The organism is Nocardia neocaledoniensis (genome assembly GCF_003182135.1).
In the GTDB taxonomy this organism is placed as follows: domain Bacteria; phylum Actinomycetota; class Actinomycetes; order Mycobacteriales; family Mycobacteriaceae; genus Nocardia; species Nocardia neocaledoniensis.
In genome coordinates this window covers 102,872-127,878 of record NZ_QGTL01000018.1, presented here as the reverse complement: position 1 = coordinate 127,878, position 25,007 = coordinate 102,872, and the positions used below count along the sequence as shown (strand labels likewise).

Below are 25,007 nucleotides of genomic sequence, written 5' to 3'. Positions count from 1 at the left end.
CCGCCGCGGCGGCCGGGTGGCCCGGTGAGCTCACCCTGCGGCGCGCTGGTGGGTCAACCGGACGGTCCGCCGCTGCGCCTGTTTCGTGTCGTTCCGAGGGTGGAATTCGCCGCGTTGTCGCTGGGCAACGGCGTAACTTGGGGGAGTCGGAGGGAGAGCGGATCGCAGGGGCAGGAGACGGCCGATGGATCGGATCGACGCGGAACGGCGGGCCGAGCTCGAATCACGGCGGCGGCGGGCGCGCACGCCCGCGGCCAAGCGGCTGGCCGAGGTGCCGTGGCCGGATCGCAGCTGGATCCGGGTGCGCGGGCTGGATGTGGTCGTCGGGGGCGCGGTGCTCGAACGGTAGCCTCGTATGCCGTGACTGATCCGCTACAGCCCCTGGTCGACCTGCCCGGCGTGCGCGAAGCCGCCGACAAGGCCCGCGACGCGCTCGCCGCGGTGCACCGGCACCGGTCGAACCGGCGCGGCTGGGCGACCACGGCCGCCGAGGCCGCGGTCAGGGCCGCGCGCTCGTCGGCGGCCATCGAGGGCGCGAGCACCGATCTGCCCGCCGACGGCAGGGTCAGCGATCCGGTGCTGGCCGGCGCGCTGCGCGTCGGCCAGGCGCTCGACGGCGACGCGCTGACGAACCTCGTCGGCACCTGGCAGCGCGCTCCGCTGCAGGCGCTGGCCAGGCTGCACCTGCTCGCGGCGGCCGACCTGGTCGGCGACGAACAGGAACTCGGCAGGCCGCGCTCCACCCCCGGCGTCGCCGAGCGCCTCGACATGCTGGCCCAGACCATCCAGGTGAGCAAGGCGCCCGCCCCGGTGATCGCCGCGGTCGTGCACGGCGAGCTGCTGACGCTGCGCCCGTTCGGCACCGCCGACGGTGTCGTCGCGCGAGCGGCCGCCCGCCTGGTCGCGGTATCGAGCGGGTTGGACCCGCGCAGCCTCGGCGTCCCCGAGGTGTTCTGGCTGCGCCGCAGGCAGGCCTACCTGGATGCGGCGGCGGGCTTCGGGATGGGCACCCCCGAGGGGGTCGGCGGCTGGGTCCTGTTCTGCACGGCCGCGCTGGAAGACGGTGCCCGCGAAGCCAACTCGATCGCCGACGCGGCCGCGGGCTGACCCCCTGACACGTGAAACGGGCGGTGCTGTCGATTACTCGACGTCACCGCCCGCTGAGCACGGAGCACCCGGTTACCAAGCGTGCTGAGGTGGGTTGTGTTCGGTGGCCTCGGCGATCATCCGAACCCCGTCGGTTCATCCCCGCAACCTGTGCGAGGCCCTCGCCGACGACTGCCCGAATTTCGCAGGCCCACAACTCTGCTGCCCTTGTCGCGGCGCGCTCCGCGTGGGTGCCTGGCGTCCGTGCTGGGAAGGGTGGGATGGGAGGCGAAACCTTCTCTTCCGGCTCCGTCTTGGCCTTCCGTCCTTCCGTGCCTCCATTCTTACACTGTGATGGCACTCACATCAAGCATTTCTCAGGCATCACCGAATACCGCGGTTTCCGGCGTGTCGCCGGGCGATTCGTGCTTGTCCGGCGCAGGTCAGCGCCGTTTCCGGAGCAGCCGGTAGCTGATGGCGCCCGCGATGATCGCGCTCAATCCGACCGCCGCGGTGGCCGCCACGGTGGTGCTCGACGGGGTCTGGAAACGAGACCAGAGCGACACCGGATTGGAGAACGTGAGCACCGGCCAGCCGCGCGAAACGGCCTCCTTGCGCAGGGCGCGGTCGGGGTTCACCGCCGTCGGGTGACCGACCGCGCTCAGCATCGGCAGGTCGGTCACCGAGTCCGAGTAGGCGTAGCACCGCGACAGGTCGTAACCCTCACTCGCGGCCAGCTTTTCGATCGCGGCCACCTTGCCCTCGCCGTAGCAGTAGAACTCGATGTCGCCGGTGTACTTGCCGTCCTCGACCACCATGCGGGTGGCCTCGGTGTGCGAGGCGCCGAGCACCTCGGCAATCGGCGAGACGATCTCCTCGCCGGAGGCCGAGACGATCACCACGTCGTGTCCGCGGATCTTGTGGTCGGCGATCAGGTCGGCCGCCTCGGCGTAGATCAGCGGGTCGACCAGATCGTGAAGCGTCTCGGCGACAATGGATTTCACCTGCTCGACATCCCAGCCGGCGCACATGTTGGCGAGGTTTGCCCGCATTCGTTCCATCTGGTCGTGATCGGCCCCGGAGAGCAGGAACAAAAAGTGGGCGTAGCTGCTCTCCAGCACGGCCCGGCGGTTGAGCAGACCCTGCGCGTAGAACGGTTTGCTGAACACGAACGCGCTCGACTTGGCGATGACCGTCTTGTCGAGATCGAAGAAGGCGGCGACGCGTCCGCCGGCCGCCGGCGCGCGGCCCGAAGGGGCGAGTCTCGGTTGCGTAGGCGGAGTCTGGTCGTGTTCGTCCGTCACGCCAACAGGATAGGCATCCCGGGCGCGCCGCGCAGGAAGGGCCTCGCGCGACGCGTCCGCGAGGTTTGCCGCGGGGACGCCGGAGGGCGCGAATCGCCCGAAGATGGTGGCGAACGCTACTTGCGCCCGCGCCGGGGGATGGGTGTAGTATTGCTGGCACCTGGACATGGTCCAGGCGCGTTCAGCCCGACCCCCCGGGGCTGAACCCGACGGCCCCAGCCTCCTCCCCCCCGGCTGGGGCCGTCCTCTATTTCCGGGACGTTCGTCGAAGTTCTCCACAGCCCCGAGTTGTCCACAACCGGGCTGTTCGGCCTTTCCGCTCGGTCGTGGCTCGACCACGCTGATCTGCATGAACCGCCTCGCCACCGCGCCCACCGTCGGCCTCGCACCCGCACTGGTCCTCGTGCGCGATCCCCGATTGCGCGCCGAAGTGCGCCGCGTCGCGGCCGCCGCGGAACGCCACACCGACGAACGGGCCATGCCGGTCGGCAGGCACGCGTGGTCGGGGGCCGGGGTGGTGATCCTCGATACAGCGGCCGCCCTCGCGGCGGCCGAGGCCGGCTGTCCCCGGCGGCCGGGGATCGTGCTCGTCACCGAGGGCGAACCCGCGGTGCCAGACTGGCAGGCCGCCACGGCGGTCGGCGCCGAGCGAGTGGTGGCACTGCCCGGCGGCGCTGTCGACCTGGTCGAACAGTTCGCCGTGCACGCCGAGGCGCGGACCGGCGCGGGAGTGGTGGTCGCGGTCGCCGGTGCGGGCGGCGGCGCAGGCGCGTCCACACTGGCCGCCGCGATCGCCCTGCGCGGCGCCGCGCGCGAGGTGCGCCCAGCGGCGGTGCTGATCGACGGCGCGCCCCTCGACGGCGGGATCGATCTGGTGCTCGGCATGGAGAACGTCGCCGGGCTGCGGTGGCCGGACCTCGTCATCGAGGACGGCCGGGTGTCGGCGGCGGCGCTGCACAGCGCCCTGCCCGCCGCCGCGCCGGGACTGGCGGTGCTCTCGTGTGGCCGCCACCACGCGGACCGCCCACCCGTCGAGCTGACTCCTGCGGCGGTGCGCGCCGTCATCGAATCCGGCAGAGCGGCAGGGGATCTCGTCGTCTGCGATGTCTCCGGTGAGCGTGGTCCGGCGGCCGACGCGATGGTCGATGCCGCCGATCTCGTCGTCCTCGTCGTCCCGGCGCGGCTGCGCGCGGTGGCCGCGGCCGAGGTGCTGGCCGCGTACCTCGGGGCGCGGAACCCCAACCGCGGCTTGGTGGTTCGCGGTCCGGCGCCGGGTGGCCTGCGCGGCGCCGAGGTGGCCGAGGTCCTCGGCTTGCCACTGCTGGCGGCCGTGCGCGGGCAGGCCGGTCTGGCGGCCCGCCTCGAGCGCGGCGGCCTGAGCGTGCGCAGGCGCGGCCCGCTGCGAGACGCCGCCGACGCCGTACTCGCCATGGTCGGCGCTGATCCGCGATGACCACCTTCGTCACCGCCGAGCTGCTCGAACGCGTCCGGGAACGGCTCGCCGAGCACGCCGCCGCCCCCGATGCCGCCCAGCTCGCCGCCGCCATCAGAGCGGAAGCCGGCGGTGTTCTCGCCGACACCGACCTGCTGCGGGCATTGCGCCTGCTGCAGACCGAGATGACCGGCGCGGGCCTGCTCGAACCACTCCTGCACGATCCCCGGGTGGCCGACGTGCTGGTCACCGGGCCCGAGGCGGTGTGGATCGATCGCGGGCACGGGCTGGAACAGACCGATGTGCGGTTCGCCGACGAGGCCGCGGTGCGCAGGCTCGCTCACCGCCTGGCCCTGGCCGCCGGTCGCCGCCTCGACGACGCCCAGCCCTGGGTCGACGGCAAGCTCACCGGCGTCGAAGCGACGCTCGGCGACGCGTTCGGCGTCCGCCTGCACGCGGTGCTCGCGCCCGTCGCCCATGACGGCACCTGCCTGTCGCTGCGTGTCCTGCGGCCCGCGACCCAGGGGCTCGACGCACTCGCCGCCGCCGGGTCGCTACCCGTCGCCGCGCACGCCCTGCTCACCGACATCGTCCGCGCCCGCCTCGCGTTCCTCGTCGTCGGCGGTACCGGCGCCGGCAAGACCACCCTGCTGTCCGCGCTGCTCGCCGCCGTCGATCCGGCGGAACGGATCATCTGCGTCGAAGACGCCGCCGAGCTCGCGCCCGTGCACCCCCATGTGGTCCGGCTGGTGGCCCGCACCGCCAATGTCGAGGGCGTCGGTGCCGTCACGGTGCGCGACCTGGTCCGCCAAGCCCTGCGGATGCGCCCCGATCGCATCGTGGTCGGGGAGGTCCGTGGCGCGGAGGTCGTCGACCTGCTCACGGCGCTCAACACCGGTCACGACGGCGGGGCCGGCACCGTCCACGCCAACTCGCCGCAGGAAGTCCCGGCCCGCCTGGAAGCCCTGGCCGCGCTCGGCGGCATGGACCGCGCCGCCCTGCACAGCCAGCTGACCGCCGCCGTCCAAGTGGTGCTGCACGTGCACCGCCGCGCCGACGGCACCAGGGCGCTCCGCGAGATCGGCGTCCTGGAGCGCGACCCCACCGGCGTCCGCGTCATCCCCGCCTGGCGCTCCGACGCGACCCCGACCCCGGCCGCCGCCACCCTCACCCACCTCATCGAAAGGCGACTCCGATGAACACCACCGTTGCGGGCGCCTGGCCCATCCGCACCGACGCCCACACTCCAGCCTCGCACCGCGCGGCCCGTCCACTCCGCCTGCGCCACTGGACAACACGCCAAGCGCACCGCGTGACAGCCGCACTCACCGCGCCCCTGCCCGTCCACACGCCGTACACCCGGCGCACCCCCGGCTCACAGCCCTCGACCGCCGGCACCTCGGCGGCCGGCACCTCGACCACGAACCCGGACCGGGACCCACCTCCCCGCTACGAGCTGGCCGTCGCGGTCTTCACCACAAGCCCCTCCGGGGTTCAGGCGATCCCCGGCGGAGTCATCCTGCCGAGTGATCCCAGCCGGCCCTCGCCTGTTCCACAGACTGCGAACCCTGCCGATGAAGCGGTTCGCAGCAGATCTGCCACAGCCATCGGACCAGGATCGTCCACCGAGTCGGCGATATCCACCTCCGCGTCGGTCCCGGGGGCCACAATTTCCGGCCCGTCCATCTCGGTGGCGGACGTGGGCGCATGTGCCGACGTGGGCGCACGCATCGATGGGGGAGCGCGCACTGATGGGCGCGCAGGTGCCGGTGTGGTGGCGGTGCCCCACCTCGGGGCCGGCGGTTCTGCTGGCTGCCGTGGCGCGGGCGGATCGGAGTCGAACATGTTGTGTCGCAATGAGTCTGTTCGGGACTGGTGGGGTGGCGATGGTTCTCGGGTTGGTCGTTTGTGCGATGGCTGTCGTGCTACTGCCGTCGGCGGGTGGTCGGCGTCGGTTCAGCCGGGTGTTCGCTGTGGACAGTGCGAAGGTGCGACGGAGGGTTCCTGTGGAGTGGTGTGCAGGAATCGGACTGGGCTGCACGGCGTTCGGGTTCGGCATCGGGACGGGGGCGGCGGCACTGATTGTGGGGGTCACCCTCGTGGTGCGGAATCGGCGTGGTCGTGGTGACCGGGCTCGGCGTGCGGAGTGCGCGCATCTGCTGGCCGGGCTCGAGGCTGTGGTCGGGGAGCTGCGCGTCGGCGCGCATCCCAGCGCGGCCGCGGAGGCCGCCGCAGCCGAGTCGCGGGGTGAGGCGGCGCGGGTGCTGGCGATCAGCGCGGGGCGGAGCAGGCTCGGCGGCTCGGGCGCCGACGGCTGGGTGCTGCCGGATTCGGTTGTCGCCGAGGAACTGTCCCGCATCGCCACCGCGTGGCGCGTCGCCGAGACGCACGGCCTCGCACTGGCGGAACTCCTCGCGGCGGCCAGAACCGATCTCCTCGGCCGCACCCGCTTCCGCGATCGCACCGAGGCGGCGCTCGCCGGCGCCCGCGCCTCGGCCACCGTCCTCGCGGGCCTCCCCTTGATCGGCATCGCCCTCGGCCAACTGATGGGCGCCGACCCCCTCACCATCCTGTTCACGTCCCCCGCAGGCGAATTCCTCCTCCCACTCGGAGCAGCCCTCGCTTCCTGTGGACTCCTGTGGACAGATGTCATCACCCGCCGAGGCACCACCTGAACACTCGCCATCAGGTCGGCACGAAACGCGGTCGTAGTCCGGAGCGAAGCAAATTGCGCCGCAGACCGCCGCTGGGCACATCGACCGTGATGCTGGCCGGGTCTCCACTGCGACGCTGGTGTGGGGTTCCTGTTGGGGCGCTGGTTGTGGGGGTTCCTGTTGGGGCGCTGGCTGCGGGGTTGCTGTTGAGGCGCTGGTTGTGGGGTTCCCGTTGGGGCGCTGGCTGTGGGGTCTCTGTCGGGACGCTCGCTGTGGAGGTTCAGGCCGGGACGCTGGCCGTGGTAGCTCGACCGCGCCGCTGGGCCAACAGCGTTGCGGAGCCTTGCCGCTGATTTCGATCGACCTTGCGGCGATGCGAGTCGAAAGGTCGCCGCAGATACCTGCGCCTAGCGGTCGCCGGACACGTGTCAACGGCTAGGCGTGCGCGTTATGCCCGCGGCCGAATTCCATGGTCGCCACGCCGGCGCGGTCGCGGGCAGCCCTTCGATTCGGGGGCTGCCAATAGCCCTGATGGCGGCCGGAAGGCGCGCGGTGGTTGCGGGCAGGGAGGTCACGTGGCGGCGCCCGAATCGTGCGGTGCGGGAGCGCTATCGGGCAGTGCGCTCGCGCTTGTGCGGGGTCTTGGTCCGTTCGAACGTAGGGGAGGGATTGCGGTGGTGGGCATTTCAGGTTCGGCGTCGCCGACCGCGCTGCTGGTCATGGCGGTGGCCGTGGTGTCGATACCGGGACGGGTGGCGGTCAACAGGCGCATGCGGGCCATCGGCGCGGTTCGAGGCGACCAGGCGGGTGACAGCGAGGGGCCGGTGAAGGCGGACCCTTTGGGCTCGGCGTCGGCGTTCGATCTGCTGGCCGCGTGCCTGCGCGCCGGCTTGCCGATGGCGGCGGCCGCACGGGCCAGTGCGCCGACCGCGCCGCCGGTCCTGCGCGCGGCGCTGCTGCGAGCCGCGGACTTGCTGGCGCTCGGCGCGGACGCGGCGACGGCGTGGGAGCGCGCGTCCGCTGATGCCGCCGGGTCGGCGGGCGCCGAGGAGGTGGAGTCGCTGGCCAGGATGGCGCGGCGGTCGGCCCGCTCGGGCGCTTCGCTGGCCGCCGCGGTCGGCGAACTCGCCGCCCAGCGGCGTGAAGCGGTCGAGGACGCGGCGGTCGCGCGGGCCGAGCGTGCGGGCGTGCTGATCGGTGGCCCGCTCGGTCTGTGCTTCCTCCCCGCGTTCGTCTGCCTCGGCATCGTCCCCGTCGTGATCGGCCTGGCCGACCGTGTCCTCGGCGAGGGCGGCCTGCTGTGACCGCGGTCGGCGAGGCCATCGAGACGTCATCGCGCGGATCGGCCGCGCGATGTGGAAGGAGAGGGGATTACGATGACATTCGTACGCGTCGTATATATAGGAGCGCGGACCCGGCTCACCCGCCTGCTGATCGACGACGACGGCATGTCGACCGCGGAGTACGCGATCGGCACGATCGCGGCCGCCGCGTTCGGTGCGGTGCTGTACGGCGTGGTGACGGGCGACAGCATCGTCAACGCGTTGACCCAGATCATCGACAAGGCGCTCGCCACGAGTGTGTAAATCGTTGCCGCACAGGTATTCTCGGTGACGACGTGGGCGCGGTGACGGTCGAGGCCGCCATCGCTCTCGCCGCGCTGGTCTGCGCGGTCGCCCTCTGCGTCGGAGCTCTGCTCGCCGCGTCGACCCAGGTGCGCTGTGTCGACGCGGCCCGCGAGGCGGCCCGGCTGGCCGCGCGCGGCGACACCGCGCGGGCCGTCGCCGCGGCACAGTCCGTCGCTCCCGCCGGGGCGAAGGTCGAGATCCGAGGTGAAGGTGACCGCGTGGTGGCCTTCGTCACCGCGGCCACTCCGCTGCTTCCCGGCTTGCGGCTGCGAGCCGAGGCGGTGGCGGTCACCGAGCCGGGCGTCGACCGATGACCGGTGCGTCGACACGGCGGACGAACCACGAAGGTGGCGCGACGGCGTTCGCCTGCGTCGCGCTGGCGGGACTGATCGTCCTGACCGTGGTGATCGCTCAGGTGGGTGCGGCGGTGGTTGCTCGCCATCGCGCGCAGGCCGCGGCGGACCTCGGCTCGCTCGCGGCGGCGAGTCTTCTGACCGAGGGTCCGGAGGCGGGTTGCGCCGAGGCAGGGACGCTCGCGAGGCGGATGGGCGTGAGTGTGCGGCGGTGTGTCGTCGAGCAGTGGGATGTGGTTGTCGCGGTGGAGGCGGAGGTGTCGTTCGGGGTGTTCGGCGCCCGCACCGTCTCAGCCACCGCGCGCGCCGGGCCAGTGGACGAGAGTGGGTGACTCGGAAGTACCAACACTGGTCGGTGGTTGTTCCGTGCCGAACTAATACGTAATTCGGCAAGAGCCATTCTCGGCAATTGCATGCACATTCTTTTATGAGGGGAGAACTAAACGAAATCAATGGTCCGCTGGTTGGCCGAGCGCCAGTTGGCAATAGGCCAGTTAACAGAAGAGTTGTCCTTTTTATTCGCGCGACGGTGCGGCGGTGTCCCGTCGGTGCTGGTCAACGGAAAATAGGTCGAGCGACCAGCATTCTCGGAGCGAGGTGTAGCGCCGGTCACGTGCCCGGCGCGACGGCATCACGAAACGGCAGCCGTGCGCAGTTCGCCCAGTACGGCGTCGAGCAGGCGCGCGGCGGCGTCCTTCTCGAGCGGGTTGTTGCCGTTGCCGCACTTGGGTGACTGGACGCAGGAGGGGCAGCCGTCCAGGCAGGTACAGGTGCGGATCACACTGAGGGTGGCGGTGAGCCAGTCCGTGAGCTGGGCGAATCCGCGTTCGGCGAAGCCGGCGCCGCCGGGCTGACCGTCGTAGACGAACACGGTCGGCGCGCCGGTGTCGGGGTGTTCGGCGATGGAGACGCCGCCGATGTCCCAGCGGTCGCAGCCGGCGACCAGCGGCAACATGCCGATCGCGGCGTGCTCGGCCGCGTGCAGGGCGCCCGGCAGCTCGTCGTCGGAGATGCCCGCGGCGGTGAGCAGCCGAGGCGTGACGGTGTAGAGGACAGCCTTGGTGTGCAGTGTCTGGGCTGGCAGATCGAGCTCGATCTGGTCGAGCACCTCGCCGGTGACCAGCGTGCGCAGGTACCCGACGACCTGGTTCGTCACCGCGACCTGGGCGGATGCCGCGGTCACCGTCCCGAAGACACGCTCCTCGGTGACCGCTTCGATGCTGATCGAGGTGACCTGTCTGGCGCTGGTGGTGTAGCCCGGATCGACCTCGGTGACGAAGGCGACGCCACCGTCGAGGTCGAGTTCGTCGACGAGGTAGGACTCGCCCTGGTGCAGGTGGACAGCGCCTGCGTGGAGGGTGGCGGGCGCCCGGCCCGCGTCGGCGGTGCCGAGCAGCCGGCCGGATTCGGCGTCGACGATGGCGACCGGCGTGCCGAGTCCACCGCGCACGTCGACGGCGTCGTGCGGTTGGGTCCGCGCGGTGACGTGCCAGCGCGGCGGTGCGCCGCGCAGGCCGGGGCGGCGCCGGATCAGGCCCTGTTCGGCCAGGTCGGCGAGCACGTCATCGGCCCTGAGCTCGGTCACCTCGGCATCGGTGAGCGGCAGTTCCATGGCCGCGCACAGCAGTTGCGGACCGAGGACGTACGGGTTGTAGGGGTCGGTGATGGTGGCTTCGATCGGCCGGTCGAGCAGGGCGGCCGGATGGTGGACGAGGTAGGTGTCGAGCGGATCGTCGGTGGCGACCAGCACCACCAGGGAGCCCTGTGATCGGCGGCCCGCCCGTCCGGCCTGCTGCCAGAAGGACGCCACCGTGCCCGGAAAACCCGCGATGACCACGGCATCCAGCCCGGCGATGTCGACGCCGAGTTCGAGCGCGTTGGTGCTGGCCGCACCGAGCAGCGTGCCCTCCGACAGCGACCGCTCGAGCTCCCGCCGGTCCTCGGCGAGGTACCCGGCCCGATAGGCCGCCACCCGTTCGCGCAGCTCAGGGGCGCGTTCGGCGAGCACCCGGCGGGTGTCGAGCGCGATCAGCTCGGCGCCGCGCCGTGACCGCACGAAGGTGAGCGTCCGTGCGCCCTCGGCGACGAGCGCGGCCATGATCTTGGCGGCCTCTCCGGTCGCGGTGCGCCGGACGGGTGCGCCGTTCTCGCCGGTCAGCGCCGTGCTCAGCGGCGGTTCCCACAGGGCCACCGTCCTGGCACCACGCGGTGAGGCGTTCTCGGTGACCGCGGTGACGGGCGCGCCGATGAGCCTGCTCGCCGACGCGGCGGGGTCGGCGCTGGTCGCCGAGGAGAGGATGAAGACCGGGTCGGCGCCGTAGAACGCCGCCAAGCGCCGCAGCCTGCGCAGCACCAGGGCGACATGGGAACCGAACACGCCCCGGTAGGAATGGCATTCGTCGACGACCACGTAGCGGAGATTGCGCAGCACTCGCGCCCAGCGCTGATGCGAGCGCAGCACGCCGACATGCAGCATGTCGGGATTGGTGAAGATCCAGCGCGCGTTGGCCCGCACCCACTGGCGCACCTCGGCGGGGGTGTCGCCGTCGTAGCTCGCTGGATGCGCCTCACGCAGCGGGTTGTCGTGGATCAGCCCCCCGACCGCGCGGAGCTGGTCGGCGCCGAGCGCCTTGGTGGGGGACAGGTACAGGGCGGTGGCCCGCGGGTCGTCGTGCAGGTCCGCGAGCACCGGCAGTTGGTAGCCGAGCGACTTTCCCGACGCCGTTCCGGTGCTGACGACGACGTGGTTGCCGGCCGCGGCGAGCTCGGCGGTCCGCGTCTGGTGCTCCCACGGCCGCTCGATGCCGATCAGCTCCAGGGCTTTGACCAGCTCCGATGGCACCCAGAGCGGCCAATCGGTGGTCCGCGCGCGCTCGGCGGGCAGCTCCGCGACATGGGTCAACGGGTCGCCGCCGGCGGCCGCCTCCATCAGGACACGATTCAGCAACGATCGCCCGTAGCTCTCGCCCCGCGCGGGCGGTCGTAGCTCGGTCCGGTCTGCCGGATTCATCCCATCGCCCTCTCACGCCACGCCGGGAGTGTGAAACGTGTGTGTGCCCCAAGCGCTACCTGCGATTTCGTAACCCAATAGCGACCTGGGTCACAGGTGGTTTGCTGGAAGCTCACCCGGTTATCGAGAAGCAAACAGACTGAAAGTACGGATACACCCAATCTGTCCCTCACCTGCGCATTCGCAAGATCAAGAATTTTGCAAATTGTCGGTAACTCGACTGTTGAATTGCTCGGAGACATGGTTCACTGGGTCCTGGTCGCAAGCTTCTGTGTTCGAGGGGACGGATCGAAAGTCCAACCATCAGCAGGATCGATGTTGCGAACGCCGTGCTCAGGCTTTCCTTGCAGGGGGACCCACAGTACAGCGGTCGGAACGGACCCGGTGGACGAACCCAGTTGTCCGCCGTTCCGGTAAGAAAGAGAAGGAACAGAATGGCACAGGGAACTGTGAAGTGGTTCAACGCGGAGAAGGGGTTCGGCTTCATCGCGCCCGAGGACGGCTCCGCTGACGTCTTCGTCCACTACTCGGAGATCCAGGGCACGGGCTTCCGTACCCTCGAGGAAAACCAGAAGGTCGAGTTCGAGGTCGGCCAGGGCACCAAGGGCCCGCAGGCCACCGGCGTTCGCGCGCTCTCCTGAGCTGCGAATCGAAACTACGCCCGTCCCCCACCTCCGCGCGGAGGTGGGGGACGAGCCATTTCGGGGGTAAGGTCGCCCAGAAGTTCCCAGGCCACGATGGCCGGGAACCCGCGGCGTCAGCCGCCGTGGACGCAGCTACCCAAGCGCGCAAGGTATAAACGTCACTGGTGGCGATGTGCGTACGTCGCGCCGTCTGCCCCAGCCGCGTACCGAGCGGACCTCCCGACGCGCGGATCTAGAAGGAAGGTGTTCGCCGGTGGCAACACGAGACCGCAGTTCAGCCGACCAGGGGCGTCCCCTGCGTCGTCTCGTGATCGTCGAGTCCCCGACGAAGGCCCGCAAGATCGCGCCCTACCTGGGCCGCAACTACACCGTCGAAGCCTCGGTGGGCCACATCCGCGACCTGCCACGCGGCGCCGCCGACGTCCCGGCCAAATACAAGGGCCAGTCCTGGGCGCGCCTCGGCGTCGACGTCGACCACGACTTCGAGCCGATCTATGTCGTCAGCCCGGACAAGAAGGCCAAGGTCTCCGAGCTCAAGAGCCTGCTGGCCGACGCCGACGAGCTCTACCTCGCCACCGACCCCGACCGCGAGGGCGAGGCCATCGCCTGGCACCTGCTCGAGACGCTCAAGCCGAAGGTCCCGGTCCGCCGGATGGTCTTCCACGAGATCACCGAGCCGGCCATCCTCGCCGCCGCCGCCGACACGCGCGACCTCGACACCGATCTGGTCGACGCGCAGGAGACCCGCCGCATCCTGGACCGCCTCTACGGCTACGAGGTCAGTCCGGTGCTGTGGAAGAAGGTCATGCCCCGGCTCTCCGCGGGTCGCGTGCAGTCCGTCGCGACCAGGGTGATCGTGCAGCGGGAGCGCGAGCGCATCGCGTTCCGCTCCGCCGAGTACTGGGACATCGCCGCCAAGCTCGACGCCGGTGTCGACGAGTCGTCGGATTCGACCAACCCGCGCACCTTCGGCGCGCGACTGGTGCAGGTCGAGGGCGCGCGTGTCGCGTCGGGCCGGGATTTCGGTTCCGACGGGCAGCTCAAGACCGCCTCGGGTGTCGTCGTGCTGGACGAGGCGTACGCCCGCCGGCTCGCCGAATCGCTCGACGGTGTCGACCTGGTGGTCAGCTCCGCCGAGGCCAAGCCGTACACGCGCAAGCCGTATCCGCCGTTCATGACCTCCACGCTGCAGCAGGAGGCGGGCCGCAAGCTGCGGTTCAGCTCCGAGCGCACCATGCGGGTGGCGCAGCGGCTGTACGAGAACGGCTACATCACCTACATGCGTACCGACTCCACGACGCTGTCGGAGTCGGCGATCGCCGCGGCCCGCTCGCAGGCCACCCAGCTCTACGGCCAGGAGTACGTGTCGCCGACGCCGCGGCAGTACAACCGCAAGGTCAAGAACGCGCAGGAGGCACACGAGGCGATCCGCCCGTCGGGTGATGTCTTCATGACCCCCGGCCAGCTGCACTCGAAGGTCGACCAGGACGAGTTCCGGCTCTACGAGCTGATCTGGCAGCGCACCGTCGCCTCCCAGATGGCCGACGCGCGCGGCACCACGCTGACCCTGCGCATCACCGGCACCGCGGGCACCGGCGAGGAATGCGTGTTCTCGGCCTCGGGCCGCACGATCACCTTCCCCGGCTTCCTGAAGGCCTACGTCGAGAGTGTCGACGAGGAGGCGGGCGGCCAGTCCGACGACGCCGAGTCCAGGCTCCCCGCGCTGGAGGAGGGTCAGGGCGTCACCGCCGTCGAGCTGACTCCCGACGGGCACAGCACCAATCCGCCCGCGCGCTACACCGAGGCCTCGCTGATCAAGACGCTCGAGGAACTCGGCATCGGCCGGCCCTCGACCTACGCCTCGATCATCAAGACCATCCTCGACCGCGGTTACGTCTACAAGCGCGGTAGCGCGCTGGTGCCGTCGTGGGTGGCGTTCGCGGTGGTCGGCCTGCTCGAGGCGTATTTCGGCAGGCTCGTCGACTTCGACTTCACCGCCGCCATGGAAGACGACCTCGACGCGATCGCGGGCGGCCGCGAGCAGCGCGGAAATTGGTTGTCCAGCTTCTACTTCGGTGGCGATCACGGCGCCGAGGGGTCGGTGGCGCGCTCGGGCGGCCTGAAGAAGATGGTCGGCGAGCAGCTCGACGACATCGACGCCCGCGAAGTGAACTCGATCAAGATGTTCGTCGACGACGAGGGCCGCGATGTGGTGGTCCGGGTCGGCCGGTTCGGTCCGTATCTCGAGCGGATGGTCGTCAATCCCGATGACCCGGACGGTGATCCGGTCTCGCAGCGCGCGAACCTGCCCGACGACCTGCCGCCCGACGAGCTGACGCCCGAGGTGGCCGAGAAGCTGTTCTCGACACCGCAGGAGGGCCGCTCGCTCGGTGTCGACCCGGTGTCGGGACACGAAATCGTCGCCAAGGAAGGACGTTTCGGCCCGTACGTCACCGAGGTGCTGCCCGATCCGCCCGCACCCGACCCGTCCGCCGCACCGGCGAAGAAGACGACGAAGAAGGCCGCCGAGGTCAAGCCGCGCACCGGATCGCTGTTCAAGTCCATGGATCTGGCGTCGATCACCCTCGACGACGCGCTCAAGCTGCTCTCGCTGCCCCGGGTGGTCGGCAACGATCCGACCAGCGGCGAGGAGATCACCGCGCAGAACGGCCGCTACGGCCCGTACCTGAAGAAGGGCACCGATTCGCGGTCGCTGGCGACCGAGGAACAGCTGTTCACCGTCACCCTTGAGGAAGCGCTCAAGCTCTACGCCGAGCCGAAGCGCCGGGGGCGGCAGGCGGCCAGCGCGGCCCCGCTGCGTGAGCTCGGCAACGACGCCGCCACCGGCAAGCCGATGGTGATCAAGGACGGGCGGTTCGGTCCGTACGTCACCGACGGCGAGACCAACGCGAGCCTGCGCAAGGGCGACGAGGTCGAGTCGATCACCGACGAGCGGGCCTCCGAGCTGCTCGCCGATCGTCGCGCGCGCGGGCCGGTGAAGAAGGCCGCCAAGAAGACGACCGCGAAGAAGGCGGCCAAGAAGGCGCCTGCGAAGAAGACGGCCGCCAAGTCGACCGCGACGAAGACGGCCACCAAGACGGCGGCGAAGAAGACGGCCGCCAAGAAGACCGCGGCCAAGAAGGCGCCCGCGAAGAAGGCGACGGCGAAAGCCGCTGGTACCGAGGCGGATTGAGCGGGCTGACGTGCGCAGGCCGACCTCGGCGGTATACGTCGGTCGAGCTGTCGGACCGCGCGGCTAGGGTGTAGCGCGTGGCAGGTGTCTTCGATCGACTGGTCGGCCAGGACGTGGTCGAGGCCGAGCTGACCGCTGCCGCGACGGCGGCCCGTGCCGGCGTGGTGACCGGCGCGATGACGCATTCGTGGCTGTTCACCGGCCCGCCGGGGTCCGGCAGGTCGGTCGCGGCGCTGTGTTTCGCCGCCGCGCTGCAGTGCACCGATCCCGACGTCGTCGGGTGCGGTCGATGCCATGCCTGCACGACCACCATGGCGGGCACGCACGGTGACGTGCGCCGGATCATCCCCGAGGGGCTGAGCATCAGCACCAAGGAGATGCGCGCGATCGTGCAGATCGCCTCGCGCAGGCCGAGTACCGGCCGCTGGCAGATCGTGGTGGTCGAGGACGCCGACCGGCTCACCGAAGGCGCGGCCAACGCGCTGCTCAAAGTGGTCGAGGAGCCGCCGGACCGCACGGTCTTCCTGCTCTGCGCGCCCACGGTCGACCCCGAGGACATCTCCGTCACGCTGCGCTCCAGGTGCAGGCACGTGCACCTGGTGACGCCCACCGTCCCCGCCATCGCGCAGGTGCTGCGCGAGCGCGATCAGCTCGATGCCGAGACGGCCGACTGGGCGGCTTCGGTGAGCGGCGGGCACGTCGGCCGGGCGCGCCGCCTGGCCACCGACGAGGACGCGCGCAAGCGGCGTCAGCGCGCGCTCGCGCTGGTCGGCGCGACGGAACGGCCCGGCGCCGCCTACGCCGCCGCCGACGAACTGGTGAAGTCGGCCGACGACGAAGCCAAACTGATGAGCGCGGAACGCGACGATCGCGAACGCGACGAACTCGCCACCGCGCTCGGCGCGGGCGGCACCGGTAAAGGCGCCGCTTCGGCCACCCGCGGCTCGGCCGGCGTGCTCAAGGAACTCGAGCGCCGCCAGAAGTCCCGCGCCACCCGTACCGGCCGCGACGCCCTCGACCGCGCCCTCATCGACATCGCCGGGCTGTACCGCGACGCCCTCGCCATGCGTTTCGCCGGCCGCGGCGTCCCCATCACCCTCACCCACCCGGACATGGCCGACGAGATCACCGACCTCGCCACCAGCGTCCGCCCCGAGGGCCTGCTCCGCAGCATCGACGCCGTCCTGGCCTGCCGCGAAGCCCTGGACCTCAACGTGAAACCCCGCTTCGCCGTAGCCGCCATGGTCGCCACCCTCATCGCCGCCCGCGCCACCTGACCGGCCGCTCAGCCATCGTTTCCCACAACGAATGACCTGCCGTTTTCGCGTTCCGACCGGGAGACGATAGACTCACACCGCCTGACGGCACGCCGCCTTAGCTCAGTCGGTAGAGCGCTTCACTCGTAATGAAAAGGTCGGGGGTTCGATTCCCCCAGGCGGCTCCAAGGTCAAAGGCCCTTTCCGGGATTCCGGGAAGGGCCTTTGGCGTTTCTGACGACACCATGTGACGACAGTCCTGGGTTTCGTCGCCGAAGAGGCCGTCGGATGCATCGTCTCCGACCACCGGAACTCGGGCGAGCGGGTTTTCCCGTGAATAGGCTGGGTGGGTGGCATACGAGGCGGTCTACGCGATGATCTTTCGTGCGGTGGACGAGGGCAGTGATGACCCTGCCAGGCCGTATGCCGGTGTGCGGTTGATCAGGGAGGGCGAGGAGCTCGTGCATGCGGCGGCGCCGCCAGGACGGGTTCCTGTTTGTGGCACGACCGCACGCGTCATCGTCACCGGGTTTCCCTGGTCGGACCCTATTTCGGGGGTGTACAGGCGGTGTCCGGAATGTGAGCGGTTGTGCCCGTTGAAGTTCAGGCGGCGCGCATGGCTCGGTAGACGGCGGCGCCGATGAATTCGCCGAGGGTGTCGGGGGTCCAGGGGGTTTCGGCGGCCAGGAGGGTGCGGACGGCGCCTTCGCCCGCGGAGACCCAGAGTTCGGCCAGGGCGGGGAGTTTGTGGTCGGCGTTCTCGGTGCCCCAGGCGTGCAGGGTGGGGCGGAGCAGGGCGGTGCAGCGGGTGACGGCGAGTTGGCGGCCGCGGCCGAAGGAGCCGGCGACGGCGGGGTCGGGGTTGCCGTAGACGAGGCGCCAGGCGTCGGGGCGGCTGGCGGCCTTGTGCAGGAGGGCGCGGAAGCCTTCGACGAAGACGGTCTCGTCGGCGTTGGTCGTGCGCGGCGGCAGGACCTCGATCACGCCGGAGATGAGGTAGTTCTCCTCGCGCTCGAGCAGGGCCTCGATGAGCTGGACGCGGTCGGGGAAGCACGCGTAGACCACGGGCCGGGTGACGCCCATCCGGTCGGCGACGGCGCCCATGGTCACCCCGGCGACACCGCTCTCGACGGCGATGGCCAGCGCGGCATCGAGCACCTGGGGGCGGCGGCGTTCCGGGCCCAGGTGTGCGGCTCTTCGTCGCCGCGCCACGGCTGTCTCGCTACCCACGCTCACCACCTTAGCAATGCGACTTTTTTCCTTCATTCGTGTAGGAAGATTTACTACAGTGTTGTAGGAAGTGGTCTTCCGATGAGGAGTCGATGATGTCCCAGGCCCTGTTCCACCCGAAGAACAGCGATTTCGCGCAGTTCGACCCGGCCACGCGGGCGCTGCTGCGCACCGTCGTGGAGTGGTTCGAGGCCCGCGGCAAGAAGCGGCTGATCCGCGACGATCACGAGCGGGTGTGGCCCGCGGAGTTCGTCGACTTCGTGCGGCGGGAGAAGCTGTTCGCGACCTTCCTCACCCCGGCCGAGTTTGCCGACGGTGATCCGGACAAGCGCTGGGACACCGCCCGCAACGCCGCGCTCAGCCAGATCTTCGGCTTCTACGGGATGACGTACTGGTACATCTGGCAGGTCACCATCCTCGGCCTCGGGCCGATCTGGCAGAGCGGCAACGTCGCCGCCAAGCGCAAGGCGGCCGCGCAGCTCGACGCCGGGGAGATCTTCGCCTTCGGCCTGTCCGAGCAGCAGCACGGCGCCGACGTGTATTCCACCGACATGATCGTCGACCCGCAGGCCGACGGCACCTACACCGCCACCGGCGCGAAGTACTACATCGGCAACGGCAACCTGGCCAGGATGGTGTCGGTCTTCGGCCGCCGCTCCGACAAGCCGATCATCGACAGCGCCGCGGCGATGCGGCAGAAGCCGACCGACGCCGACTACGAGGGCTACCTGTTCTTCGTCGCCGACAGCCAGCATGAGGCGTATCAGCTGCGCAAGAACGTGGTGGCTTCGCAGATCTACGTCGCCTCGTTCGAGCTGGACAACTACCCGGTCGCCGAGGAAGACATCCTGCACACCGGCGAGGACGCCTTCCACGCCGCGATGAACACCGTGAACATCGGCAAGTTCAATCTCGGCTTCGGCGCGATCGGCGCCTGTGAGCACGCCTTCTACGAGGCCGTCGACCATGCCGACAACCGCATCCTGTTCGGCCACCGGGTGACCGAGTTCCCGCAGGTCCGCGCGCTGATCACCGACACCTACGCCCGGCTGATCGGCATGAAGCTCTACAGCGAGCGGGCCGTCGACTACATGCGTTCGGCGAACGAGGACGACCGGCGCTATCTGCTGTTCAACGCGATCGAGAAGATGTCGGTGACCAGGCAGGGGCAGCGCGTCATCGAGGACCTCGCCGATGTGATCGCGGCGCGCGGCTTCGAGAACGACATGTACTTCCCGATCGCGATGACGGCCATGTTCGGCCTGCCCCGGCTGGAGGGCACCGTGCACGTCAATATGGCGTTGTCGCTGAAGTTCATGGCCAACTACATGTTCCATCCCGCCGACGTCGGGCTGGCGGTGCTGCGTTCGCTGCCCGGCGCCGCGATCGCTCCGGCGGCGACGACGCGGGCCGTCGCGGGCGCCCTGTCGTGGTCGAGCCGCAAGCTCGCTCCGCGCGCGGGCGCGGTGATCAAGCCGCTGCGCGCCGAATTCGCGGGCGCCGCTTACGCTCCGGTGCCGACCAGGCGTGACGGCGCCGACGACGAGTTCCTGTTCCGGCAGGGGCCCAGCTCGGGGCTCGGCAAGGTGCGCTTCGCGGACTGGCTGCCGGTGTTCGAGGAGTTCGCGACGGTCCCCAATGTCGCGGTGTTCCTCGAGCAGGTGCGCGCCTTCCAGGCGCTGTTGGCCGCCGCGGGGCCGACCGCGCGGCAGCAGCGCGACGTCGACTTCCTGTTCGTGATCGGGGAGCTGTTCACGGCGGTGCCCTACGCGCAGCTGGTGCTGGAGCAGGCGCGCATCGAAGGCACCGATCACGCGGTGCTCGACCAGCTCTTCGACGGCTTCGTCCGCGAGTTCTCCCGGCACGCTGTCGCGCTGCACGGCAAGCCCAGTGCCACACCGGCGCAACAGAAGCGCGCCATGGACCTCGTGCGCCGCCCGGTCGCGGACGAGCGGCGCTTCGAGCGGGTCTACGCCGAGGCGCGGTCGCTGGCGGGCGCGTACGAGATGAACCCGTAGGAGCATCGTCGGCCGATGAGTTCGCGGTGGTCGCGCAGTCTCTACTGAGAGGGGGCCGGTCGAACGAGGAGGCTTCGTGCGCACACTGGCGATCACGCAGAACATCACCGTCGACGGCGCGGTGGAGATGCTCGGTGACTGGTTCGATCCGACGGCGAGCAATGCCGAGCAGCTCGCCGAACTGCACCGGCAGACCGCCGCGTCGGACGCGCTGGTGCTCGGCAGGCAGACCTTCGAGGACTTCCGCGGGTACTGGCCCGAGCAGGTCGACGACCGGACCGGGATCACCGAATCGCTGAACCGGCAGCACAAGTACGTCGTGTCGGCCACGATGACCGAGCCTGGGTGGCAGAACTCGACGGTGCTCGCCGGCGATCCGGTGACCCTGATCGCCGAGCTCAAGGCGCGGCCGGGCGCGGACATCGTGGTGACCGGCAGCATCCGGCTCAGTCATGCCCTGATCGAGGCGGGTCTGGTCGACGAGTACCGGTTGTTCGCCTATCCGACCGTGCAGGGCGAGGGCAGGCGCTTGTTCCCGGACGGGTACGAGGTGCCGCGGCTGCGGCTGGTCGAGTCCAGGGTCCTCGACGGATGGGTGGTCTATTCGCGCTACGCCGTCGACAGGTAGACAGTCAGGGCGCGTCGGTCAGGCTGACGTCGTGCGCTACCGCCGTCGCGTGCAGGCCGTCGGCGCCCGGCTCGATGGCGGTGAGGCGGGCGCCGAAGGGGAGCTGGCGCAGGGGGACGACGAAGGTCAGGGTGCTGCGGAGCAGCGACAGCGGGATCGCCGGGCCGCCGATCGCGGGTTGGGCCGAGACCGGGGTGACCTCGATGCCGCCGTCCACCGGGGTGACGGTGACGAAGACCGTCGCGGGGACGGAGATGCCCGCGACGGGGAACTTTCCGGTGACGCGCAGGCCCTCCGGGCTGTCGGAGATCGACTCGACACTGGACGGTGCGAAGGTGCGCACGACGTCGTAGGGGACGACGGCCGTGGCGGTCGCCGTCGCGGCGACCAGGTTCGAACCGCGGCGGTTCAGCACGTCGGACAGGGACGCGGTGACATCGGTGAGCGCGACGTCCAGGTCGCGGACGGAGATGTCCTGGCCGCTCCAGTCGCCGACCCGGATGTCGATGTCCTGGTAGATGCCGTCGACGGCCTGGGTCAGGAACGGGTAGCCGCCGATCGTGACATCGGGGCGCTGGGGCAGCTCGTACTCGGCGGCGACCTGGCGGCCGATCTCGTTCTGCGCCATCACGACCGCGACCCGATCGCCGACGACCAGCGCGATCACGAGCACGACGAGCAAAATCAGCACTGCGCGCATGCGCTCACCCCTTCGGCCATCACACCATCATGCTGTGGATCGCCGCCCGGTGTCGGGAACCGGCGTGCGCGAACGTGCAGAAAAACCTTTGCATAGAAATCTGTGCAAAGAGTACTGTGCATATATGGCCGAGGAAGTAGCACCCAGGGAGATCACCGATCCCGTCACACTCAGGGCGCTGGCACATCCGTTGCGGCAGCGCATCCTTCGCGCGCTCGCGGAGAAGGGCCCCGCCACGGCCACCGCCTTGGGAGCGCTGCTGGGGGAGAACACCGGCGCCACCAGTTATCACCTGCGTCAGCTCGCCGAGCACGGATTCATCGAGGAGGCTCCGGAACTGGCGAAGGGCAAGGAGCGCTGGTGGCGTTCGCCGCCGAAGGATCTGCGGTACCGGCTCGACAAGACGCAGTCGCCGGAGATGCGCGAACTGCTGGAAGGGCTTGTCGCGCAGTACATCACCGAGGATGTCGAGACGTTCCAGCGCTTCCTGGCGGAGCGGGAGGAACTGGGCGAGTGGGGCGATGTGATGCCCTTCTCGCGCGGCGCGATCTACGCGACCCCCGAGGAGCTCGAGGCCTTCTGCGAGGACTACCTCGCCCTGCTCAAACGCTTCCAGGCCACGCACGCCGAAGGGCGGCCGGGCACGCGCCGGGTGCTGACCCGCTTCCTCGCCTTCCCGGCGCCAGGGATGACCGACAACGAATAGAGATCGACCGTGCTTCTGCGAACAGCCCTGCTCACCGGCATGATCGCCGCTGTCGTAGCCGGTGCGCCGGTCGCGCGGGCGGACGGGCCGACCACCACCGATATCACGTTCGGCCGTTCCGACGGGACCACCACCACCGGCACGGTCCACGCGCCGGCCGACGCGACCGGCCGCCCCGGCGTCGTGCTCGTGCACGGCTCGGGGACCTCACCCAGCCCTCAATACGCCCAGGTCGCCGCGGCATTGGCGCGTCAGGGCATCGTCGCGCTGACCTACGCCAAGCGCACCGAGGACTACACCCCGGCCCACCGCGACTACTCCCTGCTCGCCGAGGACGCGCTCGCCGGCGTCGCGGCGCTGCGGGCGCGGCCGGAAGTCGATCCGGCGAAGGTCGGCCTGTGGGGGCTGTCCGAAGGCGGCTGGGTCGCGCCGATGGCCACGGCGCGCTCGGCCGACGTCGCGTTCCTGATCACCATCGGGGCCAACTCGGGCGCGCCCGCCGCACAACAGAACTGGGCCAACGAGACGAGATTCGCGGCGGGCGGCGTGCGCGGTTCGATGGTGGACACGCTGGGACGCAACGCGATCCGCGTGTCGGCCGGTGCGGGCCTGTTCGCCCAGGCCGACTACGACCCGACGCCGGTTCTGGAGAGCATCCGGCAGCCGGTGCTCGGGATCTGGGGTGAGCTGGATCGGCTGACCCCGCCCGGTGACAGCCTGCGCGGCTTCCAGAAAGCGTTCGACCGCGTCGGCAAGACGAACTACACACTGCGCACCCTGCCTGGCGCGCAGCACGGCGGTTTCACGACGACCGACGGGTTCGACAAGGGCGAGGACCTGGCTCCCGGCTACGCCGAGCTCATGGGTGATTGGGTGACCGCGCTCCCGGCCTCGGCCGACAGGTCCGCGGACAGACCTGCGGCGCAAGCGCATTCGGTGTCGCCGTTGACCCCGCTGTCGTGGTGGGAATCGCCGGCGGCGTTGCTCGCGGTCCTGGTGACGACGGTGCTCGCCTTCGCGGCGTACGCGCTGACGGGTCTCGTGCGCGCATGGCGTCTGCCGCGCCCCGGCCCGGCCCGGATCCTGGTGGTGACGGCCGGTATCGGTGTGGTCGGCACGATCGCGCAGCTGGTGTGGGTCGCCTCGACGCGGGCGACCTCGTTCGGCCCGCTGCTGTTCGGGCGCACGCTGCCGTGGGTGGCCCTGCAGGTGATCGCGGTGTGCGCGGTGGTCGCGCTGGGGTTCGTCGTCGCCAGGGGTGGCGGCGAGTCGGCCGTGGCGCGGACGCGGTGGGCGCTGCTCGTGTGCGGCGGCGTCGGTTTCACGCTGTGGGCGCTGTATTGGGGCCTGCTGCTGCCCTGAGAAAAGGGAAGACCCCGACCCGGGAAGGGTCGGGGTCTCGCGTTGCTCCTGAGCCGATCGCCGTTGACCGGACCCAGGAGAACCGACTCGGGTCAGCGGGCGGCGACGTTGCGGCGGGTGGCCCGAGAGTAGGTGGCCGAACGCAGGATCTGGCGCAGGATCGCGTCGAAGGCGTCGGTGTCCTCGATGTTTCCGAGGTGGCCGTGCGGCAGCACGTGGACATCGGCCAGGTGGCCGGTGCGGCGCAGGATGTCGACGATCGGCCGGGACATGCGCTGCGGGAGCAGCCGGTCCTTGGCGCCCGCGATCACGGTCGTCGGCACGGTCAGGTTGGCGGTGCCCTCCGTCAGGTCCATGTCGGCCATGGCGGCGGCGTGGCGGCCGCGCGCGAGCGGACGGCACGAGCGGATGATGCCGATCGCGAAGGCGATCTCCTCGGCGCTGGCCTCCGGGGTGCAGATCCGGTACCGGAACATCTGCTCGGTGAACCAGCCGCCGGGGATCGGCAGCGGCGCGAACAGCAGCGACTCGCTCACCGGCTGCGGCATCCGCACCGGCGCGCCGAGCAGGGTGACCGGGTAGTCGGCGACGGTGAGCTGCTTGTTCAGCACCGGCAGCATGTCGGTTTCCCAGCGGATCCCGCCGTTGGCGGTGTTGGCCAGCAGCACCGCGGCGGCCCGCTCGCCGACCTGCTCGGGGTGGTGCTTGGCCCAGGCCTGGATGGTCAAGCCACCCATGCTGTGCCCGGCGAGCACGGCCTTCTCGCCCGGACGCAGCGTCGCGTCGAGGACGGCGGCGAGGTCGTCGGCCAGGGTGTGCTCGCTCGGGGTGGCGGTGCCGAGGGTCGATTCGCCGTGGCCGCGCTGGTCGTAGGCGACCACGCGGTACTCGCCGGCGAAGGCGTTGAGCTGCGGGTTCCAGTATTCGATGCTGCACGCCCAGCCGTGGATGAGAACCAGGGTGGGTGCGGTGTCGGGCCCGTAGACGTGGACCCGGAGATCGGCGCCGTCGGCGGTGGTCACCGGGACGACCTGGGGCGCGGTGGCGGGGGCGTTGAGCTTCGCGGTGGCGAAACCGCGGGTACGCAGTCCGGTGCGGAACCGGGCACTCACGCCGCCGAGCGTCATCATCGACTTCGCTAGCATGTCGGCACTCCTTTGTGTCGTAGGCCACCGTACAGTGCGTGCTGGGGTGCTAGCTAGTGTTAGCGGGTCACAGTGTCCCATTTGTTGTGAACGGGGTCACGCGAGGCGCTGACACTGTGAAATCGCCCGGATTCGCCGGAAAATTACAGCGTCCGGCGTGCTGGACGGCCTCGTCTCGGCCCCAGTACCGTGGGAGCGTGGACAGCACGCCGGTCATGGCCGAGAACCCGAGCACGGAGACGCCGCCGGTCTGGCGACGGCTGGCTCCGCCGCTGATCACGGCCGGGCTCGGCATCGGCACGCTGGCGCTGCTGCATTTCCGCGACCCGCACGTCGAGGGGTCCTACGGGCTGTGCCCGGTCTACGCGCTGTTCGGGGTGTACTGCCCGGGCTGCGGCGGCATGCGGGCGATGCACAATCTCACCGACGGGCGCGTGCTCGACTCGCTGCACAGCAACATCCTGGCGTTGCCGCTGGTCATCGCGTTCGCGGTGTTCGTCGTCGACTGGGCGCTGCGCGCGCGCCGGGGTGAACGGTGGCGCCTGCCCGGGCTGAGCGCGGTGACGGTGTGGTCGTTCGTCGGCGTGCTCACCGCCTACACCGTGTTGCGCAACACGCCGTGGGGAACCTGGCTCACGCCCGTCTGATACTGGTGCCC

The 25,007-nt window shown here is 70.3% G+C and carries 22 protein-coding genes and 1 tRNA gene; 18 read left to right on the top strand and 5 right to left on the bottom strand.

Annotation, left to right across the window (positions count from 1 at the left end; all coding sequences use genetic code 11):
* The first annotated feature begins 184 nt into the window (after nt 1–184).
* Entirely contained in the window at nt 185–349 is a 165-nt protein-coding gene (locus DFR69_RS34715) for a hypothetical protein (RefSeq protein ID WP_167456482.1), read from the top strand.
* Nucleotides 350–360: 11 nt separating this feature from the next.
* Nucleotides 361–1,107, top strand: coding sequence for an oxidoreductase (locus DFR69_RS32125; protein ID WP_110041438.1), 747 nt, complete (start codon nt 361–363; stop codon nt 1,105–1,107).
* Between the two features lie 422 nt (nt 1,108–1,529).
* Here the strand turns inward: DFR69_RS32125 and DFR69_RS32120 are convergent, their stop codons facing one another.
* Complete coding sequence (locus DFR69_RS32120; protein WP_110041437.1) at nt 1,530–2,390, bottom strand: HAD-IB family hydrolase; 861 nt, start codon at nt 2,388–2,390, stop codon at nt 1,530–1,532.
* Nucleotides 2,391–2,739: 349 nt separating this feature from the next.
* Here DFR69_RS32120 and ssd point away from each other — a divergent pair, with 349 nt between their 5' ends.
* The 7 genes from ssd to DFR69_RS32085 all read left to right on the top strand — a co-directional run bounded on the left by ssd (nt 2,740) and on the right by DFR69_RS32085 (nt 8,789).
* On the top strand, nt 2,740–3,843 hold the full coding sequence (gene ssd, locus DFR69_RS32115; protein ID WP_110041436.1) for a septum site-determining protein Ssd: 1,104 nt from the start codon (nt 2,740–2,742) through the stop codon (nt 3,841–3,843).
* Nucleotides 3,840–5,021 (top strand): TadA family conjugal transfer-associated ATPase, encoded by a 1,182-nt coding sequence (locus tag DFR69_RS32110; protein ID WP_110041435.1) that lies wholly within the window; start codon nt 3,840–3,842, stop codon nt 5,019–5,021. The genes ssd and DFR69_RS32110 overlap by 4 nt, the downstream gene beginning before the upstream one ends.
* A 687-nt stretch (nt 5,022–5,708) precedes the next feature.
* Complete coding sequence (locus DFR69_RS32105; protein ID WP_110041457.1) at nt 5,709–6,497, top strand: type II secretion system F family protein; 789 nt, start codon at nt 5,709–5,711, stop codon at nt 6,495–6,497.
* Between the two features lie 698 nt (nt 6,498–7,195).
* On the top strand, nt 7,196–7,780 hold the full coding sequence (locus DFR69_RS32100; protein ID WP_110041456.1) for a type II secretion system F family protein: 585 nt from the start codon (nt 7,196–7,198) through the stop codon (nt 7,778–7,780).
* Between the two features lie 72 nt (nt 7,781–7,852).
* Nucleotides 7,853–8,062 (top strand): DUF4244 domain-containing protein, encoded by a 210-nt coding sequence (locus tag DFR69_RS32095; RefSeq protein ID WP_167456481.1) that lies wholly within the window; start codon nt 7,853–7,855, stop codon nt 8,060–8,062.
* Nucleotides 8,063–8,103: 41 nt separating this feature from the next.
* Nucleotides 8,104–8,418 (top strand): TadE family type IV pilus minor pilin, encoded by a 315-nt coding sequence (locus DFR69_RS32090; protein WP_208644082.1) that lies wholly within the window; start codon nt 8,104–8,106, stop codon nt 8,416–8,418.
* Complete coding sequence (locus DFR69_RS32085; protein WP_110041434.1) at nt 8,415–8,789, top strand: Rv3654c family TadE-like protein; 375 nt, start codon at nt 8,415–8,417, stop codon at nt 8,787–8,789. Before DFR69_RS32090 ends, DFR69_RS32085 begins: the two co-directional genes overlap by 4 nt.
* Nucleotides 8,790–9,088: 299 nt before the next feature.
* On the opposite strand, the gene DFR69_RS32080 is transcribed toward DFR69_RS32085, so the two are convergent.
* Nucleotides 9,089–11,386 (bottom strand): DEAD/DEAH box helicase, encoded by a 2,298-nt coding sequence (locus DFR69_RS32080; RefSeq protein ID WP_244198565.1) that lies wholly within the window; start codon nt 11,384–11,386, stop codon nt 9,089–9,091.
* A gap of 515 nt (nt 11,387–11,901) precedes the next feature.
* Here DFR69_RS32080 and DFR69_RS32075 point away from each other — a divergent pair.
* The 4 genes from DFR69_RS32075 to DFR69_RS32060 all read left to right on the top strand — a co-directional run bounded on the left by DFR69_RS32075 (nt 11,902) and on the right by DFR69_RS32060 (nt 16,748).
* Nucleotides 11,902–12,108 (top strand): cold-shock protein, encoded by a 207-nt coding sequence (locus DFR69_RS32075; RefSeq protein WP_019044597.1) that lies wholly within the window; start codon nt 11,902–11,904, stop codon nt 12,106–12,108.
* Between the two features lie 256 nt (nt 12,109–12,364).
* Nucleotides 12,365–15,304, top strand: coding sequence for a type I DNA topoisomerase (topA, locus tag DFR69_RS32070; RefSeq protein ID WP_110041432.1), 2,940 nt, complete (start codon nt 12,365–12,367; stop codon nt 15,302–15,304).
* A gap of 77 nt (nt 15,305–15,381) precedes the next feature.
* Nucleotides 15,382–16,581, top strand: coding sequence for a DNA polymerase III subunit delta' (locus DFR69_RS32065; RefSeq protein ID WP_110041431.1), 1,200 nt, complete (start codon nt 15,382–15,384; stop codon nt 16,579–16,581).
* Between the two features lie 91 nt (nt 16,582–16,672).
* Nucleotides 16,673–16,748, top strand: a tRNA-Thr gene (locus DFR69_RS32060).
* A gap of 415 nt (nt 16,749–17,163) precedes the next feature.
* Here the strand turns inward: DFR69_RS32060 and DFR69_RS32055 are convergent.
* Nucleotides 17,164–17,790 carry a TetR/AcrR family transcriptional regulator gene (locus DFR69_RS32055; RefSeq protein ID WP_110041453.1) on the bottom strand — a complete coding sequence of 209 codons (627 nt, stop codon included), beginning with the start codon at nt 17,788–17,790 and terminating at the stop codon, nt 17,164–17,166.
* A gap of 95 nt (nt 17,791–17,885) precedes the next feature.
* On the opposite strand from DFR69_RS32055, the gene DFR69_RS32050 reads away from it, so the two are divergent.
* Together DFR69_RS32050 and DFR69_RS32045 are read left to right on the top strand one after the other, a co-directional pair.
* Complete coding sequence (locus tag DFR69_RS32050; protein WP_110041430.1) at nt 17,886–19,808, top strand: acyl-CoA dehydrogenase family protein; 1,923 nt, start codon at nt 17,886–17,888, stop codon at nt 19,806–19,808.
* 76 nt (nt 19,809–19,884) lie between these two features.
* Entirely contained in the window at nt 19,885–20,436 is a 552-nt protein-coding gene (locus DFR69_RS32045) for a dihydrofolate reductase family protein (RefSeq protein WP_110041429.1), read from the top strand.
* 4 nt (nt 20,437–20,440) lie between these two features.
* On the opposite strand, the gene DFR69_RS32040 is transcribed toward DFR69_RS32045, so the two are convergent.
* Nucleotides 20,441–21,136: an LmeA family phospholipid-binding protein gene (locus DFR69_RS32040; protein ID WP_110041428.1), complete on the bottom strand. Its 696-nt coding sequence runs from the start codon at nt 21,134–21,136 to the stop codon at nt 20,441–20,443.
* 124 nt (nt 21,137–21,260) lie between these two features.
* Here DFR69_RS32040 and DFR69_RS32035 point away from each other — a divergent pair, with 124 nt between their 5' ends.
* Nucleotides 21,261–21,842, top strand: coding sequence for an ArsR/SmtB family transcription factor (locus DFR69_RS32035; RefSeq protein ID WP_110041427.1), 582 nt, complete (start codon nt 21,261–21,263; stop codon nt 21,840–21,842).
* A 9-nt stretch (nt 21,843–21,851) separates the two neighbouring features.
* Nucleotides 21,852–23,204 (top strand): alpha/beta hydrolase family protein, encoded by a 1,353-nt coding sequence (locus DFR69_RS32030; RefSeq protein WP_208644081.1) that lies wholly within the window; start codon nt 21,852–21,854, stop codon nt 23,202–23,204.
* A gap of 92 nt (nt 23,205–23,296) precedes the next feature.
* Here the strand turns inward: DFR69_RS32030 and DFR69_RS32025 are convergent, their stop codons facing one another.
* Nucleotides 23,297–24,349, bottom strand: a complete 1,053-nt coding sequence (locus DFR69_RS32025) for an alpha/beta fold hydrolase (RefSeq protein ID WP_110041426.1) — start codon at nt 24,347–24,349, stop codon at nt 23,297–23,299.
* A gap of 197 nt (nt 24,350–24,546) precedes the next feature.
* Here DFR69_RS32025 and DFR69_RS32020 point away from each other — a divergent pair, with 197 nt between their 5' ends.
* Nucleotides 24,547–24,996, top strand: coding sequence for a DUF2752 domain-containing protein (locus DFR69_RS32020; RefSeq protein WP_244198564.1), 450 nt, complete (start codon nt 24,547–24,549; stop codon nt 24,994–24,996).
* Nucleotides 24,997–25,007 lie beyond the last annotated feature (11 nt).

Coding starts and splice junctions, on each gene's coding strand:
- DFR69_RS34715 (WP_167456482.1), top strand. CDS start 185: ATGGATCGGATCGACGCGGAACGGCGGGCCGAGCTCGAATCACGGCGG.
- ssd (WP_110041436.1), top strand. CDS start 2,740: ATGAACCGCCTCGCCACCGCGCCCACCGTCGGCCTCGCACCCGCACTG.
- DFR69_RS32110 (WP_110041435.1), top strand. CDS start 3,840: ATGACCACCTTCGTCACCGCCGAGCTGCTCGAACGCGTCCGGGAACGG.
- DFR69_RS32105 (WP_110041457.1), top strand. CDS start 5,709: ATGGTTCTCGGGTTGGTCGTTTGTGCGATGGCTGTCGTGCTACTGCCG.
- DFR69_RS32100 (WP_110041456.1), top strand. CDS start 7,196: ATGGCGGTGGCCGTGGTGTCGATACCGGGACGGGTGGCGGTCAACAGG.
- DFR69_RS32095 (WP_167456481.1), top strand. CDS start 7,853: ATGACATTCGTACGCGTCGTATATATAGGAGCGCGGACCCGGCTCACC.
- DFR69_RS32085 (WP_110041434.1), top strand. CDS start 8,415: ATGACCGGTGCGTCGACACGGCGGACGAACCACGAAGGTGGCGCGACG.
- DFR69_RS32080 (WP_244198565.1), bottom strand. CDS start 11,386: ATGGAGGCGGCCGCCGGCGGCGACCCGTTGACCCATGTCGCGGAGCTG.
- DFR69_RS32075 (WP_019044597.1), top strand. CDS start 11,902: ATGGCACAGGGAACTGTGAAGTGGTTCAACGCGGAGAAGGGGTTCGGC.
- DFR69_RS32050 (WP_110041430.1), top strand. CDS start 17,886: ATGTCCCAGGCCCTGTTCCACCCGAAGAACAGCGATTTCGCGCAGTTC.
- DFR69_RS32040 (WP_110041428.1), bottom strand. CDS start 21,136: ATGCGCGCAGTGCTGATTTTGCTCGTCGTGCTCGTGATCGCGCTGGTC.
- DFR69_RS32035 (WP_110041427.1), top strand. CDS start 21,261: ATGGCCGAGGAAGTAGCACCCAGGGAGATCACCGATCCCGTCACACTC.
- DFR69_RS32025 (WP_110041426.1), bottom strand. CDS start 24,349: ATGCTAGCGAAGTCGATGATGACGCTCGGCGGCGTGAGTGCCCGGTTC.